Genomic DNA, 13944 nt, shown 5'->3' with positions numbered 1-13944 from the left:
CGTACGGACCGTCTCCTGTTGGCGTCGCCACGGGAGACGGTAGCTTCGGCTTTCGCTCAGGAAGACTTACCGAACTCCCTGTGGATGAATTCGAACAGCTCGTCGTCTGTCGCTGTCTCCAACTTGCGGGTTACGGGCACTTCGTCATCCACGGTCTGCCTGTCCCCCAGCGCCGACAGTAGGCTCCGCAGCCGCGCTTGAACGGTGTCGAGGTCGTGGTCTGGGGAAAGAGCTGAAATTCCGGCTTCAATCTTGTCCAGCTCCTGAAGAACTGCCTGGTCCGGCGAAAGCTGTTCGGGCTGCTCGCCGATGAGCCCGGTGCGCAGCCTTCCGACGAGGTCCAGGGCCGTGGGGTGGTCGAAGACCAGCGTGGCGGGCAGCTTCACCCCCGTCGCCGTCGTCAGCCGGTTGCGCAGCTCCACGGAGGTCAGCGAGTCGAACCCGAGGCTCTTGAAGGGCCGGTCCACCTCGATGGCGTCGGGCTCGTCGTGGCCCAGGACGGCGGCGACGGCGGACCGTACGAGTCCGAGGAGGGCCGCGTCCCGTTCCGCCGCCACCATGGCGCGCAGCCGGTCGGCGAACTCCGCGTCCGGCTGGGCGGGCGCCTCGGGGCCGGGGTCGTCCGCCGCGGGGCGGCCGGTGGGCAGTTCGGTGAGCAGGGGCCGGGGGCGGGCGGCGGTGAAGCCGGTCGCGAAGCGCGGCCAGTCGATGTCGGCGACGGTGAGCAGCGTCTCGTCGTGCTCCAGGGCCTGTCGCAGTGCGGCGACGGCCCGGCCGGGGGCCATGGCGTTGACGCCCCGGCGGCGCAGCTGTTCCTCGGCCGCCGGGTCGGCGGCCATGCCGCTGCCGGACCAGGCGCCCCAGGCGACCGAGGTCGCGGTGCGGCCCCGTGCCCTGCGGGACTGGGCCAGGGCGTCGAGGGCGGCGTTCGCGGCGGCGTAGGCGGCCTGGCCGCCGCTGCCCCAGACGCCGGCGTTGGACGAGAACAGCACGAACGCGTCCAGGTCGGCCTCGTCGAAGAACTCGCCGAACAGCTCGTCCAGGTGGGTCGCGCCCAGGGCCTTCGCGGCGAGCACGTCCGCGCACTCGGCGAGGCTCATCTCGGGGAGCGGGGTGGCCTGGACGACTCCGGCGGCGTGGACGACGGTGCGAACGCGCAGGCCGTCGTCGCGCAGTTCGGCCAGGAGAGCGGCCAGCGCGGCGCGGTCGGCGACATCGCAGGCGGCGATGGTCACGCGGGCGCCGAGCGCGGTCAGTTCCTTGTGCAGTTCCTCGGCGCCGGGTGCGTCGGGTCCCCGGCGGCTGGTGAGCACGAGGTGCCCGGCGCCGGATGCGGCCAGCCAGCGGGCGATGTGGGCGCCGAGTCCGCCGGTTCCCCCGGTGATGAGGGCGGTGTCCCGGGGCTGCCAAGGCCGTGCGGGCGGGGTGTCGCCGAGTGGCGCCGGTACCAGCCGCCGTACGAGGACGCCTTGGCGGCGCACCGCGATCTGGTCCTCGTCGCCGCTGTCGGCCAGGACCTGGCGCAGCCGTTCCGCGTCGGGTCCTTCGGGTCCGTCGAGTGCGGCGGGCAGGTCGATCAGGCCGCCCCAGCGGTCGGCCTGCTCCAGGCCGATGACCCGGCCCAGGCCCCAGATCTGCCGCCCGGCGGTGTCGGTGAGCCGGTCGTCGGGGACGGCCAGTTCGGCGGCGCGGGTCAGCAGCCACAGGGGCGCGTCGCCGTCCGTGTCGGTGAGTGCCTGCGCGAGTCGCAGGGTCGCCGCGACGCCGGCGGGCGCCGAGGGGTGCTCCGGGTGGGGGCGTACGTCGGTGCCGAGCAGGGAGACGATGCCGCGCAGGGCGCCGGATTCCGCCTGGTGGGCGCGCAGCAGTCCGGCGAGCGCGTCGCGGGTCGATGCCGCCGCGTCGACGGTCACGGTCCGCAGGGTGACGCCGGGGGCGGCCGCCAGGGCCTCGCCGACCGTTTCGCACCAGGCCGCGACCTCGCTCACGGCCGCGCCGGAGAGGGCGGGGGTGAGCAGGAGCCAGGTGCCGGACAGGCGTGCGGGCCGTTGCTCGGGGAGCGGGCGCCACACGGCGCGGTAGCGCCAGGCGTCCAGCGCGGCGGCGTCCCGCCTGGTGCGCCGCCAGGCGGACAGCTGGGGCAGCACCTCGCCGAGGGCGGCGGCGCCGACGCCGAGGGTGTCCGCGAGGGCGTCGGCGTCCTGGCTCTCGACGGCCGTCCAGAAGGTGTCGTCCACCGGATCGGCTGCGGCCCTTTCCGGGGCGGCCGCCGCCGGGCGCGGCCAGTAGCGGCGGTGCTGGAAGGCGTACGTCGGCAGCTCCACGCGGGCGGTTTCCCCGCCCTCCGAGCCCGCGGTGACCGCGTACCGGTCGATGTCCATGCCGGAGCAGTACGCCTCCGCGAGCGAGGTCGCGAACCGGCGCGGGCCCCCGTCGTCGCGGCGCAGCGAACCGCCGACGAAGACCTGCCCGGCGGCCGGGGCGCCCTCGGCCAGATCGTCCACGGTCTCCCGGACCGGGACGGTCAGGACGGGGTGCGGGCTCATCTCCAGGAAGCCGCGGTGGCCCTGCCTTGCGAGGACGCGTACGACGGGGTCGAGCATCACGGGACGGCGCAGGTTGTGGAACCAGTAGTCGGCGTCCACCTCTTCACCTTCGATCCACTCGCCGGTGACGGTGGACAGCATGGGGATCGTGGGGCGCTGGGGCCGGATCGGGCGCAGTGCCGTGCGGACCTCCTCCTCGATGCGGTCGACGTGGGCGCTGTGCGAGGCGTAGTCGACGGGGATGCGCCTGGCCCGTACGCCGTTGCTCTCGCAGTGGGCCAGCAGTTCGTCCAGGGCGTCCACGTCGCCGGAGATCACCACGGACGCGGGTCCGTTGACCGCGGCGACCGAGCAGCGTCCGTCGTAGCCGGCGACCAGGTCGGCGGCGGGTTCGGGCGCGAGCATCACGGAGACCATGCCGCCGCTTCCGGCGAGTGCGGTCAGGGCGCGGCTGCGCAGGGCGACGACCCGGGCGGCGTCGCGCAGGGAGAGGGCGCCGGCCACGCAGGCGGCGGCGATCTCGCCCTGGGAGTGCCCGATCACGGCGTGCGGGCGGACACCGCAGGACTGCCAGAGGTCGGCGAGGGAGACCATCACCGCGAACAGGACGGGCTGGACGACGTCCACCCGGTCGTATCCGGGGGCTCCGGGCGCGCCGCGCAGGACGTCGGTCAGCTTCCAGTCGACGTACTCGGCAAGGGCCTCCTCGCACTCGGCGAGTTTCGCGGCGAACACCGCTGAGGAGGCGGCGAGTTCGGTGGCCATGCCGGTCCATTGGGCGCCCTGGCCGGGGAAGACGAACACGGTCCTGCCGGGCGAGCCGGCCGTCGCGGTGACGACGTGGGCGGCCTCCCGGCCATCGGCGAGCGCGGTCAGGCCGGCCAGCAGCTCGTCGGGGCCGGTGCCGATGACGGCGGCGCGCCGGTCGAGCGCCGCGCGCGTGGTGGCCAGGGCCCGGGCCACGGCGGCGGGGGCCGGTGCGTCCGGGCCGGTGACGCCGGACAGCAGCCGGGTGGCCTGGTCGGCGAGGGCCTGCGGGGTCTTGCCGGACAGGGTCCACAGCACCGCGTCCGAGAAGGGGGCGGTGCGGGGGTCGGCGTCCGGGAGCGCCGGCTCGGACGTCCGCTCGGGCGCCTGCTCCAGGATCACGTGGGCGTTGGTGCCGCTGACGCCGAAGGCCGAGACGCCTGCGCGGCGCGGGCGGCCGAGGTCGGGCCAGGCGCGCTGCTCGGTGAGGAGCCGTACGCCCCCGCCCCGCGCGCTCTCCCAGTCGACGTGCGAGGTGGGGGTGGAGACGTGGAGGGTCTTCGGCAGGGTGGCGTGCCGCAGGGCCAGGACGGTCTTGATGACTCCGGCGACACCGGCCGCCGCCTGGGTGTGGCCGATGTTCGACTTGAGCGAGCCGAGCCACAGCGGCTGGTCCTCGGGCCGGTCCTGCCCGTACGTGGCGAGCAGTGCCTGCGCCTCGATGGGGTCGCCCAGCTTGGTGCCGGTGCCGTGTGCCTCCACCGCGTCGACGTCCTGCGGGGTGAGGCGGGCCGCGGCGAGCGCCTGGCGGACGACCCGCTGCTGGGCGGGGCCGCTGGGCGCGCTGAGGCCGTTCGACGCACCGTCCTGGTTGACGGCGGTGCCACGGATCACGGCGAGCACGGGGTGCCCGTTGCGGCGCGCGTCGGACAGGCGTTCCACCATGAGGACGCCCGCGCCCTCGCCCCAGCCGGTGCCGTCCGCGTCCTCGGAGAACGCCTTGCAGCGGCCGTCAGGCGACAGTGCGCGCTGGCGGCTGAACTCCACGAACGCGCCGGGGGTGCTCATCACGGACGCACCGGCCACCAGGGCGGCGCTGCACTCGCCGGCCCGCAGCGCCTGGCAGGCCAGGTGCAGCGCGACGAGGGAAGCGGAGCAGGCGGTGTCCACGGTCATGGCCGGGCCCTCGAGCCCGAACGTGTACGAGATCCGGCCGGAGAACACGCTCGCGGAGCTGCCGGTGGCGATGTAACCGGCGACGTTCTCCTCGGAGTTGTGCAGGGCCACCGGGTAGTCCTGGCCGTTGGTGCCGGCGAACACGCCGATGCGGCTGCCCCGTACGGAACGCGGGTCGACGCCGGCCCGCTCGAACGCCTCCCAGGAGCATTCGAGGAGGAGGCGCTGCTGCGGGTCCATGGCCAGCGCCTCGCGCGGGTTGATGCCGAACAGGTCGGCGTCGAAGTCCGCGACGCCGTGCAGGAAGCCGCCCTCCCGTGCGTACGAGGTGCCTTCGTGGGCGGGGTCCGGGTGGTACAGGCCGGCGGTGTCCCAGCCCCGGTCCTCGGGGAACGGGCCGATGCCGTCCGCCCCGGCGGTGAGCAGCCGCCACAGCTCCTCGGGGGTGCGGATGCCGCCGGAGAACCGGCAGCTCATGCCGACCACGGCGATCGGTTCGTCGTCGGCCGACGCCACGGCCGCCGGGAGGAGGTTGTCGTCGGGGGCGTCTGCGGTGCCGGTCAGCTCCTGGAGCAGGTGGCGGGCGAGCGCGTCGGCGTTGGAGTGGTCGTAGACGAGGGTGGCGGGCAGGACGAGGCCGGTGAGCGCGGCGAGCCGGCCGCGCAGGTCCAGGGCGAGCAGCGAGTCGAAGCCGAGCGCCGAGAACGCGGCCTCCGGTTCGACGGCGGCGGCGGACGCGTGCCCGAGCACCTCGGCGGCCTCGGCGCGCACCGCGTCCAGCAGTGCGGCGTGCCGCGCCTGTCCGGGCAGGGCCAGCACCTCGCGCCGCAGCGTCGGTACGTCGCCCCGTGCCTCGGCGGGGGTGCCCGCCGGGCCGCCCAGCTCCGTGAGGAGGCCGCTCGGCCGGCCGGCGGACATCCGCGCCCAGTCGGCGTCGGCGATCACCGCGCACGGCGCGTCGCCGGTCAGTGCGTCCTCCAGTGCGGCGAGCGCGGCCGGGGCGTCCATCGGGTTCAGCCCGGTGTGCCGCATCCGCTCCGCGAGGCCGTCGTCGGCGGCCATGCCGTCACCGGCCCAGGGGCCCCAGGCGACCGACAGCGAGGGCCGGCCGGAGCGCCGGCGCGTCTCGGCCAGGGCGTCCAGGTAGGCGTTGGCCGCCGCGTAGCCCGCCTGGCCGACCGCACCGAGGGTGCCGGCCAGCGAGGAGAACAGGACGAAGGCGGCCGGTTGCCGCTCACCGAGCAGCTCGTTCAGGTGCGCGGCGGCCGTCGCCTTCGATGCCCAGATGTCCGCCAGTTGACGGCGGGTCATGGTGTGGAGCAGTCCGTCGTCGACCACACCGGCGGCGTGCACGACACCGTCGATGCGGACGCCGTCGCTCTCGAGTCCGCCGATCAGCGCGGCGAGCGCGTCCCGGTCGGAGACGTCGCAGGCCGCGAGGGTGACACGGGTCCCGGCCTCGGCCAGTTCGTCGCGCAGCGCGGCCGCGCCGGGCGCGTCCGGGCCGCGACGGCCGACGAGTACGAGGTGCTGGGCGCCGTGGCCGGCCAGCCACCGGGCGACGTGGCCGCCCAGCGCTCCCGTACCGCCGGTGACCAGGACGGTGCCGCCCAGCGGCAGTCCGCCCGTCTCGCCGGCCGGCCGGGTGGTGCGCTCCAGGCGCCGTACGGACAGGCCCGCCGAGCGGATGGCGATCTCGTTCTCGCCGCTGCCCCCGGCCAGCAGACCGGCCAGCCGTTCGAGGTCCCGCGCGCTCGGCCGGGCCGGCACGTCCACCAGCCCGCCCCAGCGGTCGGGGTGTTCCAGCGCGGCCACCCGCCCCAGGCCCCAGACGGCGGCCTGCTCGGGGTCCGGTGCCGCGTCCGCGTCACCGGTGGCGACGGCACCGCTGGTGACGCACCACAGCGGCGCGGTGACGGAGGCGGTGCCGAGCCCTCGCACCACCTCCGCGAGCCAGCCGGCCCGGCCCGGTCCGGGCCCGGCGGCCCGGGTCGGCAGGCAGACGACTCCGGCCACGCCGGTGTACCCGCCGAGCAGTTCCGCCGGGTCCGTGTCCGGGGCGAGGGCGACCGGCTCGGGCTGCGCGCCGTTGGCCCGCAGTCCTTGGGCGAGCGCGGCGACGGAGGGGTCCCCGTCCTCGGGCGCCAGCAGCAGCCAGCGTCCGGCGAGCCGGCCGTGCCGCTCGGTGATCCGGCGCCAGACGACCTGGTGGCTCCAGCCGTCCCGGGCCCCGGAGGGTTCGGCGCCGAGCCAGTAGCGCCGGCGCTGGAAGGCGTACGTGGGCAGGTCCGTGACCCGTGCTCCGGCCGGGGCGAAGAACGCCTCCCAGTCGGCCTCCGCACCGGACGCCCACAGCCGGGCCAGGGCGGTGACCGCGGTGACGGGCTCCGGCTTGTCCCGGCGCAGCAGCGAGACCACCGAAGCGGCGCCCTCGTACGCTCCCTCGACGGCCCCGACCAGGCTCGCGTCCGGCCCGAGTTCCACGAAGCGGGTCACGCCCAGGGCCTTCAGGCGGGTGACGGCATCGGCGAAGCGCACCGTGCCGCGCACCTGGTCCGCCCAGTAGGCCGGGGAGAAGTCCGCGACCGGCTCGCCGGTCAGCGTCGACACGATCGGGATGCGCGGGCTTTCGTACGTCAACTCACTTGCGGCAGAGGTGAATTCGGACAGCATCGGGTCCATGAGCGCCGAGTGGAAGGCGTGGCTGACGTCCAGCCGGCGTGCCTGGCGGCCTTCGAAGCCCGCGGCGACCGCTTCGACCGCCTCGCGCGTACCGGACAGGACGACCTGGCCGGGGGCGTTCACCGCCGCCACCGAGACGCCCTCCACCAGCAGCGGAGTGACCTCCTCCGGCGTGGCCCGTACCGCCCACATCGCACCGCCGGCGGGCAGTGCCTGCATCAGCCCGGCGCGTGCGGCCACCAGTCGGCACGCATCCGCCAGCGAGAACACCCCGGCCACATGCGCGGCGGCCAGCTCACCCACCGAGTGGCCGACCAGGTAGTCCGGGCGCACCCCCCACGACTCCACCAGCCGGAACAACGCCACCTCGACCGCGAAGAGCGCGGGCTGCGCCCACCGCGTCGTCCCCAACGCCTCCGCGTCGGTGAACACCACCTCGCGCAGCGGCCGGTCGAGCAGCCCGTCGAAGTGCGCGCACACCTCGTCCAGGGCGTCCGCGAAGGCGGGGTAGGCCGCCGCCAGCTCCTGGCCCATGCCGACGCGCTGACCGCCCTGGCCGGAGAACACGAACCCGGTCAGGCCGTCACCGGCCGCCGCCGTCACCGTGCCCGGCACCGGCTCACCGGCCGCCAAGGCGCCCAGCCGGTCGAGCAGTTCGTCCGCGTCGCTGCCGAGCACGACCGCGCGGTGCTCCAGCGCTGCCCGGGTCGTCGCCAGGGAGAGGCCGACATCGGCCGCCTCCCGGTCGTCCACCCCGGACCGCAGCCGGCCGGCCTGGGCCACGACGGCCTCGCGCGACCGGGCCGACACCAGCCACGGCACGACCGGCAACGGGGCCTCGCCCCGGACGGGCTCCGGTTCGGCGGGCGCCTCTTCGAGGATCACGTGCGCGTTGGTGCCGCTGATACCGAAGGCGGAGACACCGGCCCGCCTCGGCCGGTCCCCGGCGGGCCATTCCCGTGCCTCTGACAGCAGCTCCACCGCGCCCGCCGACCAGTCCACGTGCGACGACGGGGTACCGACGTGCAAGGACTGCGGCAGGGTCCCGTGGCGCATCGCCAGGACCATCTTCATGACGCCCGCGACACCGGCGGCGGCCTGCGTGTGGCCGAGGTTCGACTTCACCGAACCCAGCCACAACGGCTGGCCGGCGGGCCGGTCTTGGCCGTACGTGGCGAGCAGGGCCTGCGCCTCGATCGGGTCGCCCAGCCTGGTGCCCGTGCCGTGCGCCTCGACCGCGTCCACCTCGGCGGCCGAGACACCGGCGGTGGCCAGCGCCTGCCGGATGACCCGCTGCTGGGCGGGGCCGCTGGGGGCGCTGAGGCCGTTCGACGCACCGTCCTGGTTGGTGGCGGTGCCGCGCACGACGGCCAGTACCCGGTGGCCGTTGCGCCGGGCGTCCGAGAGCCGTTCCAGGACGAGCACACCGGCGCCCTCGCCCCAGCCGGTGCCGTCCGCGTCGTCGGAGAACGCCTTGCAGCGGCCGTCTGCGGCCAGGCCGCCCTGGCGGCTGAACTCGGTGAAGCTGTCCGGTGTGACCAGCACGGCCACACCGCCCGCGAGGGCCATCGTGGACTCGCCGGAGCGCAGCGACTGGGCGGCCCAGTGCAGCGCGACCAAGGAGGACGAACAGGCCGTGTCGAGGGTGACCGCCGGGCCCTCCAGGCCGAGCGTGTAGGCGACCCTGCCCGATACGACGCTGGTGGCGTTGCCGACGAGGAGGTGCCCCTTGACCTCGTCGGGGACGGACGGCAGCCCGCTGCCGTACCCCATGCCGTTGCAGCCGATGAAGACGCCCGTACGGCTGCCGCGCACCGACGACGGGTCGATTCCGGCGTGCTCGAAGGCATCCCAGGCCGTTTCGAGGAGCAGCCGCTGCTGCGGGTCGGTGGCCAGGGCCTCGCGCGGGCTCATACCGAAGAAGGCCGCGTCGAAGTCGATCGCGTCGTGGACGAACCCGCCCTCGCGGACCCCGCCGATGTCGGAGGGCCAGCCCCGGTCGGAGGGCAGCGGCGACAGCGCGTCCGTACCGGAGCAGAGCAGCGCCCAGAAGTCCTCCGGCGAGCGGATGTCGCCCGGGTAGCGGCAGCCCATGCCGACGATGGCGATCGGCTCGTCGGCCGCCCGGCCGCCGTCCGGTACGCCGGTGTCCTGCGCGGCGCCCGCTTCGCCGACGAGTTCCGTGTGGAGGAAGGAGGCGAGCAGCCGGGGCTGGGCATGGTCGAAGACGAGGGTGGCGGGCAGCCGAAGGCCGGTGGCGGCGTTCAGCCGGTTGCGCAGTTCCAGGGCGGTGAGCGAGTCGAAGCCGAGCTCGCGGAAGGCGCGGCCCTGCTCGATGGCGTCGCCGTCCGCGTGGCCGAGCACGGCGGCGGCGTGGGCGCGCACCAGGTCCAGCAGTTCGCGCTGCTGCTCCCCCCGTGTCAGGCCGGCCAGTCGGCGGCGCAGTGTGTCGTCGGCCCGGTCCTCTCCCGGCTCCGGCTGCCCGGCCGCCAGGGCCTTCGCGGCCTCGGGAAGCTCGTCGAGCAGCGGGCGGGGGCGGGCCGACGCGAAGGCCGGGGCGAACCGCTCCCAGTCCATGTCGGCCACGACCGCGGCGGTCTCGTCACGCTCGACGGCGGCGCGCAGCGCGGCGAAGGCGGAGGCGGGCGGCATCGGCCGGATGCCCCGGGCGCCCAGATGGCGGGCCATGGTGTCGTCGGCCGCCATGCCCGCGCCGCCCCAGGCGCCCCAGGCGACCGAGGTGGCGACCCGGCCTCGGGACCGCCGGTCGTGTGCGAGCGCGTCGAGGTGGGCGTTGGCCGCCGCGTAGACCGCCTGGCCGCCGCTGCCCCAGACGCCGGCGCTGGAGGAGAACAGCACGAACGCGTCCAGCGGCCGGTCGCCGAGCAGGTCGTCCAGGTGGGTGGCGCCGAGCGTCTTCGCCGCCAGGACGTCCGCGAGGTCCGCGAGGCCGTGCTCGGCCAGCGGGGCGAACTCACCGACGCCCGCCGCGTGCACGACCGCCGTCAGCGGGTGCTCGTCGGGCACCAGGCCGAGCACCCCGGCGAGCGCCGCGCGGTCCGCGACATCGCAGGCGGCGAGCGTGACGCCCACGCCCTGCGCCGTCAGCTCGTCCCGCAGTTCCGCCGCCCCGGGCGCGTCGGCGCCGCGCCGGCCGGCCAGGATCAGGTGGTCGATGCCCTCGGCCGCGAGCCACCGGGCGAGTTCCGCGCCGATCCCGCCGGTACCGCCGGTGACCAGCGCGGTGCCGTGCGGCCGCCAGCGGCGGGCCCGTGCGTCCTCGGGCCGGGCGTGCACGAGGCGCCGCACGAAGGAGCCGGAGGCGCGCACCGCGACCTGGTCCTCGGTACCGTCCGCGAGCGCGGCGGCAAGCCGCTCCGCGCCCCGGGCGTCGAGGAGTTCGGGCAGGTCGAGCAGCCCGCCCCAGCGGTCGGGATGCTCCAGCCCGACGACCCGGCCGAGCCCCCAGACCGCCGCCTGCCGCACACTGCGCTGCGGATCGGAGGAGCCGATGCCGACCGCGCCCCGCGTGGCGAGCCACAGCGGTGCGGCGACGTCCGCGTCACCGAGTGCCTGGACCAGCGCGACCGTGGCGGCCAGCCCGGCCGGCACGGCGGGCTGCCCGGGGAGCGGGCGCTCGTCGAGCGCCGCGAGGGACAGCACCCCGGCCGGCTGCGGGGCGAGGGCGCGCAGCCGTTCGGCGATGACTGGCCGCTCGGCGCCGTCGTCCGCCAGCACCAGGGTGTGTACGTCGGCCCCGTGCGTGCGCAGGGCGTCGAGGAGGGCGGCGGTGTGCTCGGTTCCGGCCTCGCTCTCCGGCAGGGCCACCAGCCACGTCCCGGTCAGCTCGGGCCGCCCGTCGCCGGTGCGCCAGGGGCGCCATTTCACTTCGTAGCGCCAGGAGTCGGTGGTGTCCTGCTCACGCTGCTTGCGCCGCCAGTCGGCGAGCGCGGGCAGCAGCGGACCGATGACCGATGCCTCCGCGTCCAGCGTGCCGGCCAACGCCTCCGCGTCGGCCCGCTCGACGGCCGCCCAGAACTCCCGGTCGGCGGCGGTCCCCTCAGCGGTGACGGATGACTCGTCGGTGGCGGACTCCGGCCAGTACGCCTGCCGTTGGAAGGCGTACGTGGGCAGATCGACGGGGGCGGGACGGGGCTCGGGGAAGGCGGTCGTCCAGTCGACGTCCACGCCGTGGACCCACAGCTCCGCCACACCCGCCAGGAACCGGTCCAAGCCCCCGTCGTCGCGTCGCAGCGAACCGGTGACCACAGCCTCGTCCGCGATCTCCTCGACCGCCGCCGACAGCACCGGGTGCGAGGAGACCTCCACGAACACGCCGTAACCCTCGGCCGCCAGCCTCTCGATCGCCTCCGCGAAACGAACCTGGGAGCGAAGATTGGTCACCCAGTAGTCGGCGTCCATCCCGGAGCCGTCGATGAACTCACCCGTCACCGTCGACAGAAGCGGAATCGTGCCCGCACGCGGAGTGATACCCGCCAAGCTCGTGGCCAGCTCATCGCGCAGCACGTCCATGGCCGGCGAGTGCGACGCGTAATCCACCGCGATACGACGAGCCCGCAACCCCAACTCCACGCACCGGGCCACAGCCTCCTCCACGGCGGCGACCTCACCCGAGACCACCACCTGCGAAGGACCATTCACCGCAGCAACCGACACCCGACCACCCCAGGCGGAAAGAATCTCCTCCACCTGGACGACACCGGCACCGACCGACGCCATCGTCCCGGCCCCGCTCGCCAACCCGGCAATCGCCCCACTGCGCACGCAGACCACCCGCAGCGCATCCTCCAGCGACAACGCCCCCGCCACATACGCGGCGGCGATCTCCCCCTGCGAGTGCCCCACCACAGCCGCCGGCACGACACCGAACGACCGCCACACCGCCGCCAAACCCACCATCACCACGAACGAAGCCGGCTGAACCACATCGACCCGCTCCAAGGACACCGCCCCCCGCAGCACATCGGTGACCGACCAATCCACCAACCCGGACATCGCAGCCTCACACTCGGCCACAACCCCCGCGAACACCGGCGACTCACCCAACAACCGGGCACCCATCGACACCCACTGCGCCCCCTGACCCGGAAACACGAACACCGACCGACCCACCGGACCAGCCACGCCCGACACCACACCAGCCGACGGCTCACCGCCCGCCAACGCGCCCAACCCGGCCCCGTACGCACCCAACACCACAGCCCGATGCTCGAACCGCGCACGCGTCGTCGCCAACGACCACCCCACCGACACCGGATCAGCGCCGGCCAGCACACCCAGCGCCTCCGCCTGACCCCGCAGCGCAGCCACACCCCGCGCCGACAGCAACCACGGCACCACCGACGACGACGACACCGAAGGCACCGGCTCCGCAGCCTCCGGGGCAGGCGCCTCCTCCAGGATCACGTGCGCGTTCGTCCCGCTCATCCCGAACGCCGACACACCCGCACGCCTCGGCTGCTCACCACGCGGCCACTCACGGGCCTCCGCCAGCAGCTCCACCGCACCCGCCGACCAGTCCACATGCGACGACGGCGTACCCACGTGCAGCGACTTCGGCATCACACCGTGCCGCATCGCCAGCACCATCTTGATCACACCCGCGACACCGGCGGCGCCCTGCGCGTGACCGATGTTCGACTTGATCGAGCCCAGCCACAGCGGCTGGTCGGCCGGGCGTTCCTGGCCGTACGTCGCCAACAGCGCCTCGGCCTCGATCGGGTCGCCGAGCGTGGTGCCCGTGCCGTGCGCCTCGACCGCGTCGATGTCAGCGGGGGTCAGCCCGGCGTTGGCGAGCGCCTGCCGGATCACGCGCTGCTGGGCGAGGCCGCTGGGGGCGGTCAGCCCGTTGGACGCGCCGTCCTGGTTCGCGGCGGTGCCTCGGACCACGGCAAGCACCCGGTGGCCGTTGCGCCGGGCGTCCGAAAGGCGCTCGACCAGGAGCAGGCCGACGCCCTCGCTCCAGGCCGTACCGTCCGCGTCGTCCGAGAACGGCTTGCACCGGCCGTCCGGGGCCAGGCCGCGCTGTCGGCTGAACTCGCGGAAGGTGGACGGGCTCGCCATCAGCTGGGCACCGCCGGCCAGGGCCAGCGAGCATTCGCCGGACCGCAGGGACTGCACGGCCAGGTGCAGGGCGACCAGGGAGGTCGAGCAGGCGGTGTCCACGGTGACCGCGGGGCCTTCGAGTCCCAGGACGTAGGCGATACGGCCGGAGGCGACGCTCGTGGCGACGCCGGTGGCGAGGTAGCCCTCGGTGTCGATGCCCGACTCGTGGACAAAGGGCCCGTAGTCCTGGCCGGTGGCTCCCGTGAAGACTCCGGTGGCGGTGCCGCGCAGGGTCGCCGGGGAGATGCGGGCGCTCTCCAGGGTCTCCCAGGCGACCTCCAGGAGCAGCCGCTGCTGCGGGTCCATCGCCAGGGCCTCGCGCGGGCTGATGCCGAAGAACCCGGCGTCGAACCGGTCGGCGTCGTGCAGGAAGCCGCCCTGGGTGACGTAGGTGGTGCCGCGCCGGTCGGGGTCCGGGTCGAAGAGCGCGTCGAGCTCCCAGCCGGGCCGGTCGGGGAACGGCGAGATCGCGTCCTCGCCCGCGGTGAGCAGCTGCCACAGCCGCTCGGGGCTGTCGACGTCGCCGGGGAGCCGGCAGCCCATGCCCACGATCGCGATCGGCTCCCGCGCGACCTGCTCCAGGCGCTGGTTGCGCTGCTTGAGCCGTTCGTTGTCACGCAGTGCGGCGCGCAGCGCGTCGACGATCTTGTCCGAAGGTGCGGTCATG

Annotated in this window: 1 protein-coding gene; it reads right to left on the bottom strand. The window is 74.9% G+C overall.

From position 1 onward, the window contains the following. Positions 1-56 precede the first annotated feature (56 nt). A complete protein-coding gene (locus E6R18_RS21790) occupies positions 57-13943 on the bottom strand; it encodes a type I polyketide synthase (protein WP_136318583.1) in 13887 nt (4628 codons plus the stop codon). Position 13944: the final 1 nt, after the last annotated feature.

The organism is Streptomyces sp. A1277 (assembly GCF_004795015.1).
Lineage (GTDB): Bacteria > Actinomycetota > Actinomycetes > Streptomycetales > Streptomycetaceae > Streptomyces.
The sequence above is the reverse complement of the archived record's forward strand: the minus strand, read 5'-3'. Positions and strand labels throughout refer to the sequence as shown.

Bases quoted from the DNA above. Each gene is read 5' to 3' on its own strand.
- E6R18_RS21790 (WP_136318583.1), bottom strand. From the start codon at position 13,943: ATGACCGCACCTTCGGACAAGATCGTCGACGCGCTGCGCGCCGCACTG.